Origin of the sequence: Klebsiella sp. CN_Kp073 (assembly GCF_040065495.2) — a bacterium.
Taxonomy (GTDB): Bacteria; Pseudomonadota; Gammaproteobacteria; order Enterobacterales; family Enterobacteriaceae; genus Klebsiella; species Klebsiella aerogenes.
In genome coordinates this window covers 1,021,796-1,042,500 of sequence record NZ_CM198051.1, presented here as the reverse complement: position 1 = coordinate 1,042,500, position 20,705 = coordinate 1,021,796, and the positions used below count along the sequence as shown (strand labels likewise).

Sequence of the window (20,705 nt, the reverse complement as noted above, 5' to 3'; positions counted from 1 at the left end):
AGGGAGATATCTTGTGGCTGTTCATCTGTTAATTGTCGACGCGCTCAACCTGATCCGCCGTATTCATGCGGTGCAGGGTTCCCCCTGCGCGGATACCTGCCTGCACGCCCTCGAACAGCTTATCGTCCACAGCCAGCCGACGCATGCCGTGGCGGTGTTCGACGATGAAGACCGCGCTCACGGCTGGCGCCACCAGCGGCTGCCGGAATATAAAGCTGGGCGCGCGCCGATGCCGGAAACGCTGGAAGCGGAAATGCCGGCGCTGCGGGCGGCTTTTGAACAGCGCGGAATACGCTGCTGGGCGCTGCCCGGCAGCGAAGCGGACGATCTGGCGGCCACGCTCGCCGTTAAAGTTGCCCAGGCCGGGCATCAGGCTACCATTGTCTCGACCGATAAAGGCTACTGTCAGCTGCTGTCGCCGACCATTCGCATCCGCGATTATTTCCAGAAACGCTGGCTGGATGCGCCGTTTATCGCCAATGAATTCGGCGTGACGCCGGAACAGCTCCCGGACTACTGGGGTCTGGCGGGGATTAGCAGTTCGAAAGTACCGGGCGTTGCCGGGATTGGGCCGAAAAGCGCGGCGCAGCTGTTAACGGATTATCAGGATTTAGAAGGCATCTACGCGCGGCTTGCGGATGTGCCGGAGAAGTGGCGTAAGAAGCTTGAAGAGCATAAAGAGATGGCGTTTACCTGCCGGGAAATCGCCCGCCTGCAAACGGACTTACAGCTCGATGGCAACCTGCAGCAGCTGCGGTTGCCATCCGCGTGATCCCCGGCCGTGCTGATGCGTGACCGGGGCTGCTGAGCGCTGATTAGCGCTCGTCGCGGCGGCCGCCGACCGCCGCCCACAGGCGACGCACGTGCACGGTCACTTCTTCACGATCGTGATACAGCTGACGGGCCTGAATCTGCGCGTTAATACCGTGCTCATCAAGCTGCGCCTGGATATAGGCCAGGTTTTGCGACACCTCTTCATAGCGCTTTTTCATCGGCAGCTTGAGGTTAAAAATAGTCTCGCGGCACCAGCCGTTCACCAACCACTGAGCCATTAACGCCGCCACTTTCGCCGGTTTCTCAACCATGTCGCACACCATCCACGAGATGTTGTTGCGGTTCGGACGATAGCGGAAGCCATCTTCACGTAGCCAGGTCACCTGTCCGGTATCCATCAGGCTCTGCGCCATCGGGCCGTTATCGACCGAAGAGACCCACATGTTGCGCTTCACCAGCTGATAGGTCCAGCCGCCCGGGCAGGCGCCGAGATCCACCGCGTACATGCCATTCGCCAGACGCTCGTCCCACTCATCCGCCGGAATGAAGACGTGAAATGCCTCTTCCAGCTTCAGCGTCGAACGGCTCGGCGCATCGGAAGGGAACTTCAGGCGCGGGATCCCCATATAAAACGGCGAGTTGTTATTGCTAAAGGAGTAGCCGGTATAGCAACAGCCGGGTGCGATAAAGAACACGTGCACCACCGGACGCTTAGGCGTTTCATAGTTAGTCAGCACGCCAGCTTCACGCAGCGCCGCGCGCAGCGGCACCGTGAACTTGCGGCAGAACTTCATCAGCTCTTTGCTTTCATTGGTATCCGCGACCTCAACGCGCAGATCGCCGCCCTTTTCCACCACGCCCTGCAGCATGCCGACGATCGGCGTGATGCGGTCTTCCGGCGGCAGGTCGCGCAGCAGTTCGCCAACGACGAACATCTGACGCGCGAAAATCAGCGAGCTAAACGGCAGATCGCGCACCAGCTTCTCGTCGTCGCCCTGTTGATAGCACTCAAAAATCACATAGCCGGAGTCGTCTTTGACCCTGGCAAAACCAAATACCTCAAGGCGGGCTGCCTTATCGGTAATTTCTGCTGCGCACTCTTTCTCAAACCCGGGGCGACAATAGAGGACAACCTTATTCATGAACAACGCCCTTACGTTTCAGACGAATTGCACCAATTAACATTAATACCCAACCGGCAAGGAAGCAGACGCCGCCTACCGGGGTAACGAACGCCCACAGGCGTAAATGCGACAGCGCCAGGCAATATAAGCTGCCGCTGAACAACACGGTTCCCAGCGCCAAAAACACGCTGCTCCAGTAAAACCAGATGCTTATCCGCCGCTGCATGGCGACAGACAGGCCTAAAATCGCCAGCGTATGAAACGCCTGATACTCAAGGCCGGTGTGGATCCAGGCCATTTCGGCCGCACCCAGCGATTTACTTAATACGTGTGCGCCAAAGGCGCCCAGAGCCACAAAGATAAAGCCGCTGATGGCGGCAAAAATCAGCATAAAACGGCTGGTCATGTTGATACCCTACAAAGTCAGTTAACGCCTGGTCATCAGGCCGTTATTGTTCGTAACGAAAGCGGAATTTTTCTTGTTCGCTCGCCGCCTTCGCTAAAATCCACTGGCGGAAAGCGGCTATTTTACCCAGTTCAGCCTGACTGTCATGACAAACAAGGTAAAACGCGTTCTTACTGACCAGAACATCATTAAACGGGCAGACCAAACGGCCTGCTTCAATTTCGGACTGGGCCATAACGTTATTGGCCAGTGCGACGCCTTGTCCATGGATTGCCGCCTGCAGCACCATCGCGCTGTGGCTGAATATCGGTCCCTGTTGCACATTGATATGATTTAGACCCAGTTGCCGGGTATAAGTTTGCCAGTCGCGGCGAGAGGCATCATGTAACAGCGTATGTTGCGCCAGATCGGCAGGCGTTTTCAACGCTTTGTCGCCGGTTAACAGCAATGGCGAACAAACCGGCAGTAAATATTCGGCGTACAGTTTTTCAACACGCAACCCCGGCCAATTGCCGCGGCCATAGAAAATCGCCACGTCGACGTCGTCGGCCAGTTTATCTTCCTGACGGTCCACCGCCTGGATCCGCACGTCGATCCCCGGATAAGCTGAGTTAAAGCTTGAGAGTCGCGGCACCAGCCACTGAATGGCGAAACTGGGCAATAAACTAACAGTTAGCGCCCCTTTCGCGCTGCGCGCCTGCAGTTTACGCGTCGCTTCGGTGAGCTGCGAAAAAATCTCTTTAATATCCTGAAAATAGCTTTGCCCCTCTTCCGTTAACAGCAGCGAGCGATTGCGTCGACGAAACAGCTTCAGGCCCAGAAAGTCCTCTAGTGACTTGATTTGGTGACTTACTGCGGCCTGCGTCACAAAAAGCTCATCGGCTGCGCGAGTGAAGCTCAGATGACGTGCGGCTGCATCAAAAACACGTAATGCATTCAGAGGTGGTAATCGCTTCGACATGGTTATTCTGACTGAGATGTTAACGAGTTTTAACAAATAGGAAACAACAGTTAACCTATTAGTTTTTTTTATCTGAGCCATTATAAATTGTCCGTTGAGGTTCTACCAGCAAATACCTATAGTGGCGGCACTTCCTGAGCCGGAACGAAAAGCTTTTTTTGGAATGCGTGTTCCAACAAGCTTTTGGCTTACGGTTGTGATGTTGTGTTGTTGTGTTTGCAATTGGTCTGGGTTTGCAGACCATGGTAGCAAGGCTACCTTTTCACTTCCTGTACATTTACCCTGTCTGTCCATAGTGATTTAATGTAGCACCGCAATGCGCGGTGCTTTTTTTTGCCGAAAAATCACCGTTCTCCCCGCCTCCTCGCTATCACCAGCCTTGCCCTAATGGGGAATTTGCGCGACGATCGTGATATCGATATGAGGAATTCCATGAACGCATTCAATCCCGCCCACTTCCGCGCCCAGTTTCCAGCCCTGGCGGATGCCGGCGTCTATCTGGATAGCGCGGCGACGGCGCTAAAACCGCTGGCCGTAATCGATGCCAGCGACCAGTTTTATCGCCTGAGCGCCGGCAACGTCCACCGCAGCCAGTTTGCCGCCGCCCAGCGTCTTACCGAGCGCTACGAGGCGGCGCGCGAACGCGTCGCAGGCTGGCTTAACGCCCCTTCCGGCAAAGATATCGTCTGGACCCGCGGCACCACCGAAGCTATCAATATGGTCGCGCAGAGCTACGTGCGCCCGCGCCTGCATCCTGGTGATGAAATAATCGTCAGCGAAGCCGAACACCACGCCAACCTGGTACCGTGGCTGATGGTTGCCGAACAAACCGGCGCGCGGGTGGTCAAGTTGCCGCTGGGCGCCGATCGTCTGCCGGATATCGCGCAACTCCCTTCGCTTATCTCTTCACGCAGCCGGGTGCTGGCGATTGGCCAGATGTCTAACGTCACCGGCGGCTGCCCCGACCTGCAGCGTGCCATTGCTCTCGCCCATCAGGCGGGAATGATAGTGATGGTTGACGGCGCGCAGGGCGCGGTGCACTTCCCGGCCGACGTGCAGGCGCTGGATATCGATTTTTATGCCTTCTCCGCCCACAAGCTGTATGGACCAACGGGTATTGGCGCGCTATACGGCAAAAGCGACCTGCTGGCGGAAATGTCGCCATGGCTCGGCGGCGGCAAAATGATTACTGAAGTCTCATTCGATGGTTTTAAAACCCAGCCCGCCCCCTGGCGGCTTGAGGCCGGGACGCCCAACGTCGCCGGCGTTATCGGCCTCAGCGCCGCGCTGGAATGGCTGCAGGAAATCGATCTTGCACAGGCGGAAAACTGGAGCCGTAGCCTGGCGACGCTTGCGGAAGACGAGCTGGCAAAGCGGCCCGGTTTTCGTTCGTTCCGCTGTCAAGATTCGAGCCTGCTGGCCTTTGATTTCAAGGGCGTACACCATAGCGATATGGTTACGCTGCTGGCGGAGTCCGGCATTGCGCTGCGCGCCGGGCAGCATTGCGCGCAACCGCTGCTGGCGGCATTAGGCGTCAGCGGTACGCTGCGCGCCTCATTCGCGCCGTACAATACGCAAGATGATGTTTATGCGCTGGTGCACGCTATCGACCGCGCGCTGGAAATACTGGTGGATTAATGATGACCTCGCAACCTTTAAGCGCCGCGCTCAACGAAGCGACGCTGCGCCAGACCTTCGCCCCGCTGACTCAGTGGGAAGATAAGTACCGCCAGTTGATTTTAGTGGGTAAGAAACTGCCGCCATTAACGGACGCCCAGCGGACGCAGGCGAAAGAGATCGCCGGCTGCGAAAACCGCGTCTGGCTCGGGTATCAGGTTGATGCCGAGTGCAAGATGCACTTCTTTGGCGATAGCGAAGGGCGTATTGTGCGCGGCCTGCTGGCGGTGCTGTTAGCCGCCTGCGAAGGAAAAAGCGCCGCTGAGATTTTAGCGAAAGATCCGTTGGCGCTATTCGATGAGCTGGGTTTGCGCGGGCAGCTTAGCGCCTCGCGCACCCAGGGGCTGCAGGCGCTAAGCGACGCGGTGCTCTCCGCCGCCCGCGAGGGCTAATTCAAACGCCGTCTTCCCGGCTTGCGCTACGCTGAGCCGGGCTACGTTTCTGCGCCGTCCGGAAAAAGTCCCTCAGGCTATCCCCCCTGACGCTGCGCTTTCGCCAACATCTTCTTCAACGCATGGGATACGGCGACAAAACCAAAAGTCGCCGTCACCATGGTCGCCGCGCCAAAGCCGGAGGCGCAATCCATCCGCTTCGGCCCTTCCGCCGTGCTTTTCATTGCGCAGACGCTGCCATCCGCCTGCGGGTAAACCAACGCTTCGGTCGAGAAGACACAATCGACGCCCAGCTTTCCTTTACTATTCTTCACTACGCCGAACTGGCTTTTCAGCCGCTCACGCAGTTTTGCCGCCAGCGGATCCTGAATAGTTTTCGCCAAATCAGCCACCTGGATCTGCGTCGGATCGATTTGACCGCCGGCTCCGCCGGTCGTCACCAACGGCACTTTATAACGACGGCACCAGGCGATCAGCGCCGCTTTTGGCCTGACGCTATCGATAGCGTCGATAACATAGCTAAAGCCCGCTCCCAGGTATTCCGCTACGTTCTCCGGCGTGATGAAATCATCGATCACCGTAACCCGGCACTCCGGGTTAATCAGACGTATACGCTCGGCCATCACTTCCGCTTTCGCCAGCCCAACGTTACCGCCAAGGGCGTGGATTTGGCGATTGGTATTGGTGACGCAAACATCATCCATATCAATCAGCGTAATCGCGCCAATCCCGGTTCGCGCCAGCGCTTCCGCCGCCCATGAACCGACGCCGCCGATGCCGACCACGCAGACATGCGCATCGGCAAAACACTGCAGCGCCTTTTCGCCATATAAACGCGCCGTGCCGCCAAACCGCTGGCGCCAGGCATCGCTGATTACTACAGACATAAAACCTCAGAATAAAGTAGAGACCCCGGATCCGGCGCGTTACGCGGATCCGGGTTAGAAACATACAGACGTTTAAACGTTAACCGCTAAAGACGCTACCGGCGCCTGGCGCGTTTTTCAGTACCCACACGCGGCCATAGTGGTTATACCAACCGGCGCGATGACCGGCATCCGGGCCAATGCCCTGGTAGATATCGAAGTGCTGGCCTTTAATCGCCCCGCCGACATCCAGCGCCACCATCAGGCGTAGCTCGTACTGACCGTTAAACTTACCGTTATTATCCAGCAGAGGCACCTCGGCCAGCAAGGTGGTTCCCGGCGGAATAATCGAACGGTCAGAGGCGACCGACGCGCGGCCAATCAACGGTACCGCGCTGGCCCCTTTCACCGGCGCGTAGGACTGCGGTTTAAAGAAGACGAAAGATGGGTTCTGTTCCAGCAGCTCGCGGACTTCCGCTTCGCTATGCTTTTCGCCCCATTCACGGATCGCCTGCATCGACATATCTTCCCGCTTCACTTCGCCGCGGTCGATAAGCACTTTACCGATACTACGGTAAGGCCAGCCGTTTTTCCCGGCGTAGCTGAAGAAGTTAAGCGGCGAACCGTCGCCGAAATCGATATAGCCGCTGCCCTGAACGTCCATGATGAAGTTATCCATCAGCGAGTTGCTGTACGCCAGCACGTAGTTATCGCTGAGCGCTCCGGCATAGATGCTGGCGCGGGAAGGCAGCTTGCCGTTTTTCGGCGGCATACGGTAAATAGGATACTGGAACTCGCCCTGGCGAGTGTGGCGGGCCTGTACGACCGGGGTGTAGTAGCCGGTAAACTGCACGTTGCCGTAGTTATCGGCACCCTGCATCTGCCAGGCATCAATACCAAACTGGCGTAACGTGCGGGTATCGCCGCCGGAACGCAGCCACTCCTGAATCGCGTTATAAACGCTGCTCTGGCTGTTATAGAGACGCGGAGAGGCGCTACGAATCTGACCAACCTGCTGGGAGAAGTCGCCGGCGTTAATCGGCGCGCCTACCGCATCAGGTTGGTTTACCAATGAAAACGGCTGGGTAAACTTGCCATCACTATATTGCTGACCGCGATCGGTCGGTTTCGAGGAACAGGCGGCGAGCATCGCCAACATCGCCCCTGTCGCTACATATTTTGCCCAACGTCCTTTCATGGTATCTCTTCTTTATTGCTGCTAAGCCTTAGTGCGTGATGAAGATAACAAACCCATGCGGCTAATGAAATGCGCGAAAACGAGCTGCAGCCCAAATTGTGTAAAAATCCGCCCATCGCTGGCTACTTAGTCGCCATTTTTTACAAAATTGACGATTTCTACGAAAAAAGGTTGCATCAGAACGCTAGCGGAGTATAGTGCGCATCCACGGACGCGGGGTGGAGCAGCCTGGTAGCTCGTCGGGCTCATAACCCGAAGGTCGTCGGTTCAAATCCGGCCCCCGCAACCAATTAAAATCTGAAGTAAATCTACTTGATGGAAGAGTAGACGCGGACGCGGGGTGGAGCAGCCTGGTAGCTCGTCGGGCTCATAACCCGAAGGTCGTCGGTTCAAATCCGGCCCCCGCAACCAATTACAATCAGAAGCAAATTTACTCGATGGAAGAGTAAACACGGACGCGGGGTGGAGCAGCCTGGTAGCTCGTCGGGCTCATAACCCGAAGGTCGTCGGTTCAAATCCGGCCCCCGCAACCAACACAATGAACACCCTCAAGGGTGTTTTTTTGTTTCTGTCGTCCGTAGATACCGCTACAAAAAAAGCGCCCGAAGGCGCTATTTTTTTATCCGCGTCTGGCCAACGTCGCCCCATCGGCAAAGTAGGCTTTAATCCCCGCCAGAATCGACTCCGCCACTTCCTGCTGGAATTTCGCGGTCTTCAGTTTACGCTCTTCTTCAACGTTACTGATAAAGGCCGTTTCGACCAGAATCGAAGGGATATCCGGCGCTTTCAATACCGCAAAGCCCGCCTGCTCCACCTGATTTTTATGCAGCTTATTAATATTGCCCATTTTTTGCAGCACCGCCTTACCAAATTTCAGGCTGTCGGCGATGGTCAGGGACTGCACCATATCGAACATGGTGTGGTCGACGTAGCGATCGCCGCTCTTGCTGACCCCGCCGATTAAGTCCGAGGCGTTCTGTGTTTGCGCGAGGTATTTTGCGGCGGTACTGGTAGCGCCCTTGGTCGAGAGCGCGAACACCGAAGAGCCGCTCGGCTGCCGGCTGGTAAAGGCGTCGGCGTGAATCGAAACGAACAGGTCGGCACGCTGCTTCTGCGCCTTGGCGACGCGCACCTTCAAGGGAATAAACACGTCTTCGTTACGGGTCATAAAGACCTTCATATTGCCTTCACGCTCAATGAGCGCGCGCAATCGACGGGCAATCTGCAGCACCACGTCTTTCTCACGGGTACGGTATTTACCAATCGCGCCGGAGTCTTCACCGCCATGGCCGGGATCGAGCATGATAACGATAGGACGATCGCGCCCGGCTTTCCCCGGCTGCGGCCCGCTCTCTGCCGGCGGTACCTGACGTTCCAGATCGCCTTTGTTGTAATCTTCCAGCAGCGCCAGCAGCGGATCCTGCACATCGGTGGCCGTAGAGGGATAAAGATCCATCACCAGACGCTCTTTAAAACCGGCAACCGGCGCCAGCGCAAACAGCTGCGGCTTGACGTTTTGTTTCAGTTCAAACACCATCCGCACGGTTTGCGGGTCGAACTGGCCCACGCGCGCGGATTTAATATACGGGTCGTCGTCGCGGATCTGCCCGCCCATCCCTTTCAGGACCGAGTTCAGGTTAACGCCTTCAATATCAACCACCACTCGCTCAGGATTGCTTAACGCAAACTGCCGATATTTCAGTACATGATTGGATTCCACCGTGACGCGGGTGTAGGTCGACGACGGCCAGATACGCACCGCGACAACCTGCGCGGCGGCGGCCAAACCGACCGGACTCACACTCATTAACCACATGGCGCCCGCCCCTTGTAAAAAACGACGGCGGCTTAATCCCGACTTGTATCCCGACATGCCACTCCCAAGCAAAAAAACGCGTTTGAAGCCAAAATGAACAGATTGACCGGAAACTTTAACCAAAGCCGCATAACCTGTCATCTATAAAAGGGTAAACAAACTTTGACACCCAAGGTTTTATCACAATGTTTTCGCAAATTAGTGACAAATTAGGGGTTGCGCCACGAAGCAAAACAGAATAAAAATACACTTATTACGAATAATCATGCATTGAGGGTTTGTCATGGTGAAGGAGCGTCGCACTGAACTGGTCGAGGGATTCCGCCATTCTGTTCCCTATATAAACGCGCACCGGGGAAAAACGTTTGTCATCATGCTGGGCGGAGAAGCCATCGAGCATGATAACTTTTCCAGCATAGTCAATGACATTGGCTTATTGCATAGCCTCGGTATTCGCCTGGTAGTGGTTTATGGCGCGCGCCCGCAGATTGACGCTAATCTCGCGGAACACCACCACGAGCCGGTTTACCACAAGCAAACCCGCGTCACCGACGCCAAAACCCTTGAGCTGGTGAAGCAGGCCGCCGGTATGCTGCAGTTAGAAATTACCGCCCGCCTGTCGATGAGCCTCGGCAATACGCCCCTGCAGGGGGCGCATATCAACGTGGTGAGCGGCAATTTTATTATCGCTCAACCTCTTGGGGTCGATGATGGCGTGGATTACTGCCACAGCGGCCGTATTCGCCGCATCGACGAAGAAGCCATTCATCGCCAACTGGACAGCGGCGCAATCGTGCTCATGGGCCCGGTCGCGGTATCCGTCACCGGCGAGAGCTTCAACCTCACTTCTGAAGAGATAGCCACCCAGCTGGCGGTAAAGCTGAAAGCTGAAAAGATGATCGGCTTCTGCTCGTCGCAGGGGGTCTACGACCAGCATGGCGAGATCGTTTCCGAACTGTTCCCTAACGAGGCGCAGGCGCGGGTAGAGGAGCTGGAAGCGGAAGAAGACTATAATTCCGGCACCGTACGCTTCCTGCGAGGCGCGGTGAAAGCCTGCCGCAGCGGCGTGCGTCGCTGCCATTTAATTAGCTATCAGGAAGATGGCGCGCTGCTGCAGGAGCTGTTTTCACGTGACGGTATCGGTACGCAGATCGTCATGGAAAGCGCCGAGCAGATCCGCCGGGCAACCATTAACGATATCGGCGGCATCCTCGATCTTATCAGTCCGCTGGAGCAGCAAGGCATTCTGGTGCGCCGCTCGCGCGAACAGCTGGAAATGGAGATAGATAAATTCACCATCATCCAGCGCGATAACACCACCATCGCCTGCGCCGCGCTCTATCCGTTCCCGGAGGAGAAAATCGGCGAAATGGCCTGCGTGGCGGTGCATCCGGATTACCGTAGTTCGTCACGCGGCGAGGTACTGCTGAGCCGTATCGCCGCCCAGGCGAAGCAGATGGGGCTCAGCAAGCTATTCGTGTTGACCACTCGCAGTATCCACTGGTTCCAGGAACGCGGCTTCACCCCGGTGGATATTGATTTGCTGCCGGAGAGTAAAAAACAGATGTACAACTATCAGCGCCGTTCGAAGGTATTGATGGCAGACCTGGGCTGACGGATCCCCCCGGATGGCGGCTTGCGCCTTATCCGGGCTACGGTTCGGTAGTCGGTTGGTAGCCCCGGTAAGCGTAAGCGCCACCGGGGGAGGATTCCCGGATAGCGGCTTGCACCTTATCCGGTCTACCCGACGGCACCGCAACGTCGCCATGCTAAGCGTAGCGCCAGCAGAGATCCCCCCGGATAGCGGCTTGCGCCTTATCCGGACTACGGTTCGGTAGTCGGTTGGTAGCCCCGGTAAGCGTAAGCGCCACCGGGGGAGGATTCCCGGATAGCGGCTTGCGCCTTATCCGGGCTATCCGATTGCAAATAGGCATATCCCACGCCTTCAGGATAGTAATTTTGTTCTATCACCGCCGCATCAGTGACAAATCTTCAGCATCCGGGCTTTATTCCTGGTTTAATGCCGGGGTATATCTTTATCACTGCATCAACGCTATGCTCCTTCCTAAAGAATAAAAAACAACACATTATTGATAAACATGATGAATGATGCATAACTCTGATAGTTGGATTATTAATAGATCTCAGACGGTTATTTCCATCATTGCTATATACCCATGGTTAATAATATTGATTACACATATTAAATACAGCCTCGCGCCCTACAATTTTACGGAAGATGGATTACATCTACTGGTTCCCATCACCGTATTATCTATTATTAACCTGGCGCTTTCGCTTATCACTATTGGATGCATGAGCGTTTTCACATTGCTAAAACCGAGAAAGCTAAAAATCTATTTCTGCGCAATGAATACCATGTCGCCACTCTGGCTATACCTTTATATTTAACAGTAAATTACGATATATTTTGGCAAGGGAATTTCAAAACAAAAACCATCAAGGACAGGTATCATGGATAAGAAACCTAATTGGCTTGTCAGAAACATAAGATTCATTTCAATATCTATTACATTGTATCCCTGGTTTGGCTTACTACTGGTGCACTTAACGAATAATGGCCTTGCAGCATTTTTCGGCTATTTGAAGGTTAGCTTTTTATCATCCATAGCCAACTTAATCATTTCAACAATCATCATTATTAGTGCAAAAAACTCCAAACAACGGATAAGAAGTAGTGCAATATCATATTTCTTTTACATGAATTCAATAGCTCCAGTCTGGATGATATTAATGTTAATTATATCTTAAAAAATCCAAACAGAATAAACCCGTTAATTATTTATATTATCAAGCCACTCCAAAAGATAAGGTTTAACAATGAAAAAGAAAACTAACATAATTACCAGAAACATCAAGAAAATTACTGCCGTAATTTCTACTTACCCTTGGATTTTATTACTTTTAGCAATGATGAACAGTGGACCGTCCTATGCAGCCCTTGCAGCTGGCGCTATGCTTTTTCTTTTATTTATTGTTTTATCCATAGTTAATCTTATTATTTCAGTGGTAATTATTGTTATTGCTGACATATCAACATCACAGACTCCCATAAGCTATGTAGCCTATTTTTTTGCCATGAACTCAGTCTCTTTTCTCTGGCTGTTACTTTTATTTGCTTACTAATCAGAGGTGAAGAGCGTATTCACGCCCTTCACCCCTACCCGTGTCCGGCGAAAATTTCCGCCAGGCCGCTGCGCCGTTCGGTCCGCGTCACGATGGCTTGCGCCAGTACCTGCTCGTCGGCATAAAGCGACAGGCGCCGTTTGGCGCGAGTTATCGCGGTGTAAACCAGCTCGCGGGTTACTAGCGGTACGCTGCGAGAAGGTAAGATCAGCGCCGCATGATCGAACTCCGACCCTTGCGACTTATGCACCGTCATTGCCCAGGCGGTATCGTGTTCCGGCAGGCGGCTTGGCTGCACCGATTTAATGGTGCCATCGGGCATCGGGAACCACACGCGCAGCTCGCCTTCTCTTTCCAGCGCAATGCCGATATCGCCGTTAAACAGCCCCAGCGCGCTATCGTTACGGGAAATCATCACCGGACGGCCATCGTACCAGCGTGAATGGCGCGGTAGCGTAATCGCCCGCTTACGGTGGAGCATCTGCTCCAGCTGTTCATTCACGCCGCTTACCCCGTAAGGCCCTTCACGCAGCGCGCACAGCAGCTGAAACTCGCCGAAGGCGGCAATCATCTGTTCCGGCGCGGCCTGCTCGCGGCGCAGTTGCAGATAACGGCCGTAGCCCTCCTGTGCCGCCATCAGCATCGCTTCATACTCCTCGGTAGTGCTGAGCGGCCGCAGAACGATATCGTCAAACGGCTGGCGTAACGTCGCTTTCACGTCCGCACGCGCACCGGCGTTGACCGCCCGCGCCAGGCTGCCAATGCCGGAGTGACTGCCAAAGCGGTAGCTTTTTTGCAGCAGACATAGACTATCGCGCAGCGCTCCGGCCATCTGCCCCTCGCCCGCCGGCACCGTTGCGCCAGTCAGCCGCGACAGCTCTTGCGCTCGCGCCGCGGTATAGCCGGATGTCGCCCAGGCACAGATATCGCCAAGCACCGCCCCGGCTTCCACGGAGGCAAGCTGATCGCGATCGCCAAGAAAGATCACTCGCCCGTGCTCCGGCAAAGCATCAATCAGGCGCGACATCATCGGTAGGTCGATCATGGACGCTTCATCGACCACCAGCACATCCAGATGCAGCGGATTACCAGCGTGGTAGCGCATGCGCTGACTACCGGGCTGCGCCCCCAGCAGGCGATGCAGGGTACTGGCATCGGCGGGAATCAGCGCTTTTTGCTCCTCGCTAAGCGGAAGTTTTCTTAACGCCGATCCCAGAGATTCTGTCAGGCGCGCTGCCGCTTTACCGGTCGGTGCCGCCAGCCGAATTCGACAGCGCGGCGTGTCGTTAATCTGAATCAGCGCCGCCAGCAGCTTCGCGACGGTGGTGGTCTTGCCGGTGCCGGGGCCGCCGGAAATCACCGAAATGCGCCGGGTCAGCGCCACCGCCGCGGCAACTTTTTGCCAGTCGATATCGTCGGTTGCCGGAAAGAGTTCATTCAGGGTTGCCGTTAGCCGCCCTTCATCGACCTCCAGCACCCGGTTCGTCTCATTAAAGAAGCGGGCGACGGTGAGTTCATTACGCCACATGCGGTTCAGGTACAACCTGTCGCCGCATAAAATCATCGGCGTCGGTTCGTCGCCGCGGCTCACCGCTGACGAAGAAAGCAACAATTGAGGCCAGTCCTGCGGCGCGCCGGCCATCGCCAGCAACTGGTCGCGGATCTCGCCGGCCTTGCCGCTTAGCGCTTCTTCAGCGTTGAGGCGCGACAGCGGCAGACAGACATGCCCCTCGCCGGCATCCCGGCTCAGCAGCGCGGCGGCCAGCTTCACTGCCGGAGGGGCATCCTGCGCCACCATCAGCGCAAACTGTACGTCCAGCGGCCGCAGCAGACGCTGCTCGGCGGCGGCCAACAGCAGTTCATCCATGGTCATAAGCCCACCTCCTGAGTAACACCGGCAAATAACGCATCGAGGCCGTCAATCAGCGGCTGCGCCGGGCGGGTGGTGAAGATCCCCTGCCCGCCTTCCTGCCCGTCCATGCCGCGTAAAAAGAGATAAATGACGCCGCCAAAGTGCCGTTCGTAGTGATAATCGGCAATACGGTGGCGCAGATAGCGATGCAGCGCCAGGCTATACAGCTGGTACTGCAGGTCATAACGATGCAGGCGCATCGCCTGGGTCATCGCCTGTTGGGTGTAAGCTTCGCGGTCTTCTCCCAGCCAGTTAGATTTGTAATCCAGCAGGTAATAGCGGCCATCGTGACGAAATACCAGATCGATAAACCCTTTCAACATGCCGCGGACCTGGCGGAAATCGAGCGCCGGGGTATCAGCCGAGAGCGGATCATAGCGGCGGATCAGCGCGTCCAACTGCAACGGATCCAGCGGTTGTTCAATCGGTAGATAGAAGGCCATTTCCACCTGTTTATCCCGCGCGCCCAGCTGATTCAGGGCGATTTCAGCCCCTGGCAGGCGTGTTCGCAGCACGCCGTCCAGCCATTCGCTCAACACCGGCGCCCACTCTTCGCCAAAACCGTGCAACTGTAGTTTTTGCGCCATCCAGTCAACCGGTACCGGCTGGCTAAAATCGAGATCCTCAAACAGGCTATGCAGAAATGTCCCCGGCGACGCGCCGCGCGGGAACTGATGAGGCGTGAGCTGCGGCTCTTCCGCCACCTCGCCCACGCCCGCGGCATCGATATCAAGACGCGGCAGCAGGTCCTGACCTGCGCTGGAACCATGCTGCTGCAGACCGGAATAACTGGTCACCCGCCAGTCGTCCATAACCTGGCGTTCAAGGGTCCGCGCCGAAAGCGGCGGAAGCGCGTTTTCCGGCGCCTGCCACGGCGTCTGGTCCATGCTATCGGGAATACATAGCGCAATATCATCGCTGCACAATGCCTGTAGCCGCGCGGTTAATCCCGCCGCGTCCATCGGCTCGCCGTCCTGCAGCAGACGGCCGAGGGCGCTGTGATGAAAATCGCTGTTGCCAGGTTTATCGCTACGGCGGGTACTTAACGGCGCAACCCCGAGACTGCAGTGCCACACCGCGCGGGTCAGGGCGACGTACAACAGGCGTAAATCCTCCGCCAGGCGCTCGGCTTCCGCCAGCTCAAGGCTATTCTCCCCTTCTCCAAGGTCGAGGACCGCGGCAAAGGAATCGCGGTCGTGATAAAACGCCTGATCCTGTTTACGAAAGCGCGCGATAAATGGCAGCCAGACCAGCGAATATTCCAGTCCTTTTGATTTGTGGATGGTGACGATTTGCACCAGATGCTTATCGCTCTCCAGACGCATCTGCTGGCTGGAAGCATTGCTGTCCGGTTCGGCGATATGTTGCGTCAGCCAGCGCACCAGCGCGTGCTCGCTCTCCAGCTGATTCGCTGCTTCTTGCAATAATTCGCTGATATGCAAAATATCGGTCAAACGGCGTTCGCCGCCGTGGGTCGCCAGCAGGTTTTCGGCAATATGACGCGCCCCCATCAGCGCGCGCAGCATCGGCATTACGCCGCGCTGGCGCCAGATCTGCCGGTATTCACTGAACTCCTCTACCAGCGCATCCCAGGCACGTTCATCCTGATTGAGGTTTTCGATATCCTGCGCGTTAAGGCCAAACATCGACGTTGCCAGCGCGCTGCGTAGCGTGTTTTCACGCTCTGGCGCCAGTACCGCCTGTAGAACCCACAGTAATTCCTGCGCTTCCGGGGTTTCAAAAACGCTGTCGCGGTTTGAGAGATAGACCGACGGGATTGACAAGAGCTGCAGCGCATCGCGAATAAGCGCCGCTTCGAGACGGTTACGCACCAGCACGGTGATATCGGAGGCGCGCACCGGCTCAGCGTTTTCGCCACGCCACAGCAGCGCGCGTCCCTGCTGGCCGGCGCTGAGCCAGTCGCGGATCTGCGTCGCGCATAATTGCGCCATAAAGGACTGATAATCGCCAGAACCGACGGCTTCGCCAGGCATTAACCACATGTTCATCGCCGGGATCGGCTTCCCATCAATGGTAAAGCGCAACGTCTGATTTTTAGCGGCAGGCTTCACCGGCAAGAAAGGGATCTCGCGGAACATGAAGGGGTTATCACTCAGGCCGAACAGACGATTAACGCTCTGTACCATGCCCGGCGCCGAACGCCAGTTGGTATCCAGCGTATAGTGGGCGGCAACGTCGCCGCGCGCTTTCATATAGGTAAAAATATCGGCGCCGCGGAAGGCGTAAATCGCCTGTTTCGGGTCGCCAATTAACAGCAAAGCCGTATCCGGCTGGCGACGCCAGATGCGGCGGAAGATACGATACTGCTGCGGATCGGTATCCTGGAACTCATCGATCATCGCCACCGGGAAACGCTGGCGGATGGCGCTGGCCAACGCTTCGCCGCTGTCGCCGCGTAGCGCGTCGTCAAGACGGCTTAGCATGTCGTCAAAGCCCAGTTCGCCTCGACGCCGCTTTTCGCGGGCGACCGCTTCGCGGATCTCGACCATCGCCCTGGCGATAACCAGATCGTTTAAGGTCAGCGGTGAGGCAAGCAGCGCCTCTACCGCGCTGAATAGCGGATGCAGCGGCGGTTCGCCGCCGTCTTTGGTGCGCTCAATGAGGAACGGTTGCGAGAATTTTTCCAGCGCATCAGGCAGCTGATAACTTAGCGTTTCTTCCTGCGCCCAGGCGCTTACCTTTTCGATCCACTTGCCCTGGTTACCGCGGTTGAACTTGCGGCGATCGAGCCCTGAGCTTTCCAGCACGTTTTCAATTTCACCCACCTGCTCCCGCCACTGCTGCTTCAGCGCATTGATACGTTCCAGGATTTGCTGATGGCGGCTTGCCAGCGTCTCTTCCGCGGGCGGCGGCGATTTTAGCTGCGGCGCTTCGCCCTGCAGCCAGCGGTCTATAGCCTTGAGCAGATCGCGCGGCCCTTTCCATTGTTCATGGATCACGGCGGCGATATCGCGCGGCAGCGGATAGCAGTGGCGACGCCAGAAGTCGGCGCAGGCCTGATAACGCAGGCGGGATTCGTCTTCGATCAGTTGCTGTTCAAACAGCATGCCGGACTCGAAGGCGTTGAGGCTCAGCATTCGCTGACAGAAACCATGGATGGTAAAGACCGCGGCCTCGTCCATTTGCCGTTCCGCCAGCAACAACGTTTGCGCCGCCTGGTTTTTATCGGCAATTTCCGCAAGCAGAGAAACGTAGAGCGGATCGCTGGCGCTTTCGCGCAGGCAGGCAATCCGCAGCTCGTGGATATTACTACGGATACGCCCGCGCAGCTCTTCCGTCGCCGCTTCGGTAAAGGTCACCACCAGCAGCTCTTCCACGCTGACCGGCCGGGGGAAAGCGGATTCGCCCCCCAACCCCAGCAGCAGCCGGAGATATAGCGCGGCGATGGTAAAAGTTTTTCCGGTGCCCGCGGAGGCTTCTATCAGCCGCTCGCCCGTCAGGGGCAAGCGGAGTGGGTCAAGAGACTCAGCGGTTTCGGTCATTCATTCTCTCGCATCAGGGGTAAGGATTTCTGCAATGCGCTGACGCTTTCCCATACCTTGCCGCCTTCAGGGGCGGCGTATTCCGCCTTGCCGTTCTGGCTGCCGGAAACCTGGGATAACAGTGCCATGCCTTGCGGATCCACCACCGTCTGATGGAAGAAGTCGGCAAGTTTTTGCGGCGTCAGCAGTTTAATCTGAGCCACTACTTTATCACGTGAATCGAAGCGCATATTACCGCGATCGAAATCTTTGCTCAGCTTTGATGCTTCTTCGCTCAACGTTTGCGGCGCCTGCAGCATCTGGCTAATCGCCGCCTGCTGGATCTGGGCAAACTCTTCCGGCTTCATCGCCCGCAGTTTGGCTTCCGCCGTCGGGAAGAAAGCCTGGAAGCGCTGCCAGAGGAAAGCAGGCTGTTTATCGCTACTCTGTAGCAGGAAGCCCATCCCCCACTGGCGGCCAACATTCATTGAGAAGGCAAATACCGCATAGCCGAGTTGTTCTTCAGTACGTAACTGGTTGTAGAACCAGGGCTGAATAATCTGCCCCAACAGTGAACTGGCGGCCATGCTGCTGTATTCATCGACGTTTGGAGGCGCGAAAACCGCCGCCAGCGCGGAGTCGGTGCTGCTGCCTGCTTTTTCAAACATCGCCAGCTGTTTGCTGTCGATCAGCACGTCTTTGTTGCGACACCACTCGTTACCATCGGCGCCAAGCTGTTTTTGGATCTGGCGGGCCAGATCGGTGGACTGCCGGGCGCTCATGTTACCGATAACCAGCAGCTCCGGCCGCCCCCTGGCTTTCAGGTTATCGCGATAGTTAATCACCTCTTTCAGAGTGATGGACGGCAGCAGCGCGCGGCGCGTTTTGCGCTCAAAATAGGGTACCTGCGACAGCATCTGAATCGGCATAATCGCCTGGTCATAGGCTTTGCCTTTGTCCGCCGAATCCATCATCTGGGCATACCAGGACTTCGCCTGCTCAAGCTGCTCTTCGGTCGGCGTATAGCTAAAGTAGCCGTCCAGCAGCGCGGTAAAGAGCTGCGGCAGACGCTGGGTATAGCCGTTGGCGTTAACCATCAGACCGTTGTTGGCGCCGGTCGAGAAGCTGATTCCACCTACCGCGGCCTGGTTGCTGAGCTGGTCAAGCGCAATGCCGGCCAGATAATCATTCAGCGCGAACATCACCTGCCGGCGCGCGCTGTCCATCGCCTGCGGGTTACGCAGCACCAGAGAGACGTCGGCCTTCGGTTCGCTGGCAAAGTACTGGCTGGGGGCATACACCACGCGCAGCGTCGGCTCATCGACGATAAGCTCCGGATGCGGGTACGCCTTATCGCTCTTAATCAGCGTGAAATCATCCGGAATATACGGGTTCAGCGCCGGCAGCTGCAGCTTGATGGCCGCAGATTTTTGCTGCCAGTCGGCGAAGGTCTGGGGGCTAATTTTATCAACCTGGTAAGGCGCATTGACGAAATAAGCGGTTTTGTTGTGCGGCTCATTCGGGCTGATGTACCAGATACGCGCATTTTGCGGGGTCATCATCGCCAGACGGTCTTTAATCGCCTGGGCATCATAGCGGTCGGCGATATTAACCACGTCCAGTACGTGCTCTACCGGCACGCGAATCATGGTATCGGCCAGCCACTCCACATAATCCATATCGCGGTTAATCGACGGATAGCGGAAATCGAGCTCCAGCACGTGGGCTAACTCATCAAAGTAGCGCTTATCAATACCCTGAGTACGCAACAAATTCAGGTAGCTGAAGATTGCTGCGGTAACTTCATCGCGGTGCGCCAGACCTTTATCGGTGAGGGTAGCGGAGATGGCCAGCACGCCGCTATTGCCGTTGACGGCCGGATCGGAATCCGCGCGAATCCCTTCCGCTAGCCCCTGCTTCTGCAGCCAGTCGGATAAGGTGCCGGGGCTGCGGTTGCCGATCATATAGGTCACCAGCTCATCGGTCTTGCTGCGGAACTGAGCGCTGTTGTTATCAATGCGGAACTCAACGCGCAGAACTTTGCGCGGCATCGCCGGCACGTAGTGAATCACAATGCCCTTCTGCGCATCGGTCACAACCGGTACGGTAATTTCCGGCTTGCTGATGTCGTGGTTTGGCACCCGCCCGTAGGTCGCGGCGGCAATGCTTGCCAACTCAGGCAGTGGCTTATTACTGTAGATGACCGCCTTCATCAGGTTTGCCGAGTACCAGCGGTCGCGGAAAGCGTGCAGCGCATCAAGCACCGGGCTACCAGGCTTATCGCTTAGCGTATCGAGGTTACCGCCGGAAAATTGTGAAGCCGGGTGCGCAGGGTTGATGGTTTCAGCGCTCACCTGCGCCATGCGCATCCCGTCCCGGGTGCGCGCCATGGTCAATTCGGCGTTGACCGCGTTACGTTCGCGTTCGGCATATTTTTTATCCAGCAGCGGCGCGGCAATGGCATCAGCCAGCCGATCGACGGCGCCGTTGAGCGCGTCATTTTCCACTTCAAGGTAGAACGCGGTGCGATACGGCGCGGTGCTGGCATTATGGCTGCCGCCGTGCATTTTGAGAAATTCAGCAAGGCTGTCAGGCTGCGGGTACTTCTGCGAGCCCATTAAGGTCATATGCTCGAGATAGTGCGCCAGCCCTTGATGATCGGCCGGATCCTGTAATGAACCCACCGGCACCACCAGCGCCGACAGCGATTTCACCGCCTGCGGATCGGATACCAGCAGCACGACCATGCCGTTTTGCAGGCGAATGGCCTGATATTGACGGGGATCTTTTTCGCTTTTACGAATGGTTTCCTGAATCGGTTGCCATCCGGTGTCTGCCTGACTTAACGGCGCCCAAAGGGCGACCACTACAACAAGAACTTTGAACCATAAACTGCGGGGCATTCACGGACCTCATCATTAACAAACTTCGCGCTGCATAGCATCAGCGT

14 protein-coding genes and 3 tRNA genes are annotated in these 20,705 nt (G+C 56.4%); 8 read left to right on the top strand and 9 right to left on the bottom strand.

Features of this window, described 5'->3' with window-relative positions; genetic code table 11:
- The first annotated feature begins 13 nt into the window (after positions 1-13).
- On the top strand, positions 14-772 hold the full coding sequence (xni, locus tag ABLV66_RS05075; protein ID WP_045397621.1) for a flap endonuclease Xni: 759 nt from the start codon (positions 14-16) through the stop codon (positions 770-772).
- A gap of 43 nt (positions 773-815) precedes the next feature.
- On the opposite strand, the gene rlmM is transcribed toward xni, so the two are convergent.
- Genes rlmM through gcvA form a run of 3 tightly spaced genes read right to left on the bottom strand, consistent with a single transcriptional unit; the run spans position 816 to position 3,265 of the window.
- Positions 816-1,916, bottom strand: a complete 1,101-nt coding sequence (rlmM, locus tag ABLV66_RS05070) for a 23S rRNA (cytidine(2498)-2'-O)-methyltransferase RlmM (RefSeq protein ID WP_348876993.1) — start codon at positions 1,914-1,916, stop codon at positions 816-818.
- Positions 1,909-2,304 (bottom strand): DUF423 domain-containing protein, encoded by a 396-nt coding sequence (locus ABLV66_RS05065; RefSeq protein WP_015369946.1) that lies wholly within the window; start codon positions 2,302-2,304, stop codon positions 1,909-1,911. The genes rlmM and ABLV66_RS05065 overlap by 8 nt, the downstream gene beginning before the upstream one ends.
- A 43-nt stretch (positions 2,305-2,347) precedes the next feature.
- Positions 2,348-3,265 carry a glycine cleavage system transcriptional regulator GcvA gene (gcvA, locus tag ABLV66_RS05060; protein ID WP_015369945.1) on the bottom strand — a complete coding sequence of 306 codons (918 nt, stop codon included), beginning with the start codon at positions 3,263-3,265 and terminating at the stop codon, positions 2,348-2,350.
- Positions 3,266-3,697: 432 nt separating this feature from the next.
- On the opposite strand from gcvA, the gene csdA reads away from it, so the two are divergent.
- Together csdA and csdE are read left to right on the top strand one after the other, a co-directional pair.
- Positions 3,698-4,903 carry a cysteine desulfurase CsdA gene (csdA, locus tag ABLV66_RS05055; RefSeq protein ID WP_320483158.1) on the top strand — a complete coding sequence of 402 codons (1,206 nt, stop codon included), beginning with the start codon at positions 3,698-3,700 and terminating at the stop codon, positions 4,901-4,903.
- Positions 4,903-5,334 carry a cysteine desulfurase sulfur acceptor subunit CsdE gene (csdE, locus tag ABLV66_RS05050; RefSeq protein ID WP_320483157.1) on the top strand — a complete coding sequence of 144 codons (432 nt, stop codon included), beginning with the start codon at positions 4,903-4,905 and terminating at the stop codon, positions 5,332-5,334. The genes csdA and csdE overlap by 1 nt, the downstream gene beginning before the upstream one ends.
- Before the next feature lie 77 nt (positions 5,335-5,411).
- On the opposite strand, the gene tcdA is transcribed toward csdE, so the two are convergent.
- Together tcdA and mltA are read right to left on the bottom strand one after the other, a co-directional pair.
- Positions 5,412-6,221 carry a tRNA cyclic N6-threonylcarbamoyladenosine(37) synthase TcdA gene (tcdA, locus tag ABLV66_RS05045; RefSeq protein ID WP_348876994.1) on the bottom strand — a complete coding sequence of 270 codons (810 nt, stop codon included), beginning with the start codon at positions 6,219-6,221 and terminating at the stop codon, positions 5,412-5,414.
- Positions 6,222-6,300: 79 nt separating this feature from the next.
- Positions 6,301-7,398, bottom strand: a complete 1,098-nt coding sequence (mltA, locus tag ABLV66_RS05040) for a murein transglycosylase A (protein WP_045377497.1) — start codon at positions 7,396-7,398, stop codon at positions 6,301-6,303.
- Between the two features lie 212 nt (positions 7,399-7,610).
- On the opposite strand from mltA, the gene ABLV66_RS05035 reads away from it, so the two are divergent.
- The 3 genes from ABLV66_RS05035 to ABLV66_RS05025 all read left to right on the top strand — a co-directional run bounded on the left by ABLV66_RS05035 (position 7,611) and on the right by ABLV66_RS05025 (position 7,931).
- Positions 7,611-7,687: transfer RNA gene (locus ABLV66_RS05035), tRNA-Met, on the top strand.
- Between the two features lie 45 nt (positions 7,688-7,732).
- Positions 7,733-7,809: transfer RNA gene (locus tag ABLV66_RS05030), tRNA-Met, on the top strand.
- 45 nt (positions 7,810-7,854) lie between these two features.
- Positions 7,855-7,931, top strand: a tRNA-Met gene (locus tag ABLV66_RS05025).
- Positions 7,932-8,017: 86 nt separating this feature from the next.
- Here ABLV66_RS05025 and amiC read toward each other — a convergent pair.
- Complete coding sequence (gene amiC, locus ABLV66_RS05020; RefSeq protein WP_015703319.1) at positions 8,018-9,271, bottom strand: N-acetylmuramoyl-L-alanine amidase AmiC; 1,254 nt, start codon at positions 9,269-9,271, stop codon at positions 8,018-8,020.
- A gap of 226 nt (positions 9,272-9,497) precedes the next feature.
- Between amiC and argA the strand changes: the two genes are divergently transcribed.
- Together argA and ABLV66_RS05010 are read left to right on the top strand one after the other, a co-directional pair.
- A complete protein-coding gene (argA, locus tag ABLV66_RS05015; RefSeq protein ID WP_015369939.1) occupies positions 9,498-10,829 on the top strand; it encodes an amino-acid N-acetyltransferase in 1,332 nt (443 codons plus the stop codon).
- Between the two features lie 1,226 nt (positions 10,830-12,055).
- Positions 12,056-12,361, top strand: coding sequence for a hypothetical protein (locus ABLV66_RS05010; RefSeq protein WP_348876508.1), 306 nt, complete (start codon positions 12,056-12,058; stop codon positions 12,359-12,361).
- A gap of 34 nt (positions 12,362-12,395) precedes the next feature.
- Here ABLV66_RS05010 and recD read toward each other — a convergent pair whose 3' ends face one another.
- Genes recD through ptrA form a run of 3 tightly spaced genes read right to left on the bottom strand, consistent with a single transcriptional unit; the run spans position 12,396 to position 20,658 of the window.
- Positions 12,396-14,234 (bottom strand): exodeoxyribonuclease V subunit alpha, encoded by a 1,839-nt coding sequence (recD, locus tag ABLV66_RS05005; protein ID WP_045398106.1) that lies wholly within the window; start codon positions 14,232-14,234, stop codon positions 12,396-12,398.
- On the bottom strand, positions 14,231-17,776 hold the full coding sequence (gene recB, locus ABLV66_RS05000) for an exodeoxyribonuclease V subunit beta (RefSeq protein WP_348876507.1): 3,546 nt from the start codon (positions 17,774-17,776) through the stop codon (positions 14,231-14,233). The genes recD and recB overlap by 4 nt, the downstream gene beginning before the upstream one ends.
- A complete protein-coding gene (gene ptrA, locus ABLV66_RS04995) occupies positions 17,773-20,658 on the bottom strand; it encodes a pitrilysin (RefSeq protein ID WP_047065271.1) in 2,886 nt (961 codons plus the stop codon). The genes recB and ptrA overlap by 4 nt, the downstream gene beginning before the upstream one ends.
- Positions 20,659-20,705 lie beyond the last annotated feature (47 nt).

Bases quoted from the DNA above. Each gene is read 5' to 3' on its own strand.
- rlmM (WP_348876993.1), bottom strand. From the start codon at position 1,916: ATGAATAAGGTTGTCCTCTATTGTCGCCCCGGGTTTGAGAAAGAGTGC.
- ABLV66_RS05065 (WP_015369946.1), bottom strand. From the start codon at position 2,304: ATGACCAGCCGTTTTATGCTGATTTTTGCCGCCATCAGCGGCTTTATC.
- gcvA (WP_015369945.1), bottom strand. From the start codon at position 3,265: ATGTCGAAGCGATTACCACCTCTGAATGCATTACGTGTTTTTGATGCA.
- csdA (WP_320483158.1), top strand. From the start codon at position 3,698: ATGAACGCATTCAATCCCGCCCACTTCCGCGCCCAGTTTCCAGCCCTG.
- csdE (WP_320483157.1), top strand. From the start codon at position 4,903: ATGATGACCTCGCAACCTTTAAGCGCCGCGCTCAACGAAGCGACGCTG.
- tcdA (WP_348876994.1), bottom strand. From the start codon at position 6,221: ATGTCTGTAGTAATCAGCGATGCCTGGCGCCAGCGGTTTGGCGGCACG.
- mltA (WP_045377497.1), bottom strand. From the start codon at position 7,398: ATGAAAGGACGTTGGGCAAAATATGTAGCGACAGGGGCGATGTTGGCG.
- amiC (WP_015703319.1), bottom strand. From the start codon at position 9,271: ATGTCGGGATACAAGTCGGGATTAAGCCGCCGTCGTTTTTTACAAGGG.
- argA (WP_015369939.1), top strand. From the start codon at position 9,498: ATGGTGAAGGAGCGTCGCACTGAACTGGTCGAGGGATTCCGCCATTCT.
- ABLV66_RS05010 (WP_348876508.1), top strand. From the start codon at position 12,056: ATGAAAAAGAAAACTAACATAATTACCAGAAACATCAAGAAAATTACT.
- recD (WP_045398106.1), bottom strand. From the start codon at position 14,234: ATGACCATGGATGAACTGCTGTTGGCCGCCGCCGAGCAGCGTCTGCTG.
- recB (WP_348876507.1), bottom strand. From the start codon at position 17,776: ATGACCGAAACCGCTGAGTCTCTTGACCCACTCCGCTTGCCCCTGACG.
- ptrA (WP_047065271.1), bottom strand. From the start codon at position 20,658: ATGCCCCGCAGTTTATGGTTCAAAGTTCTTGTTGTAGTGGTCGCCCTT.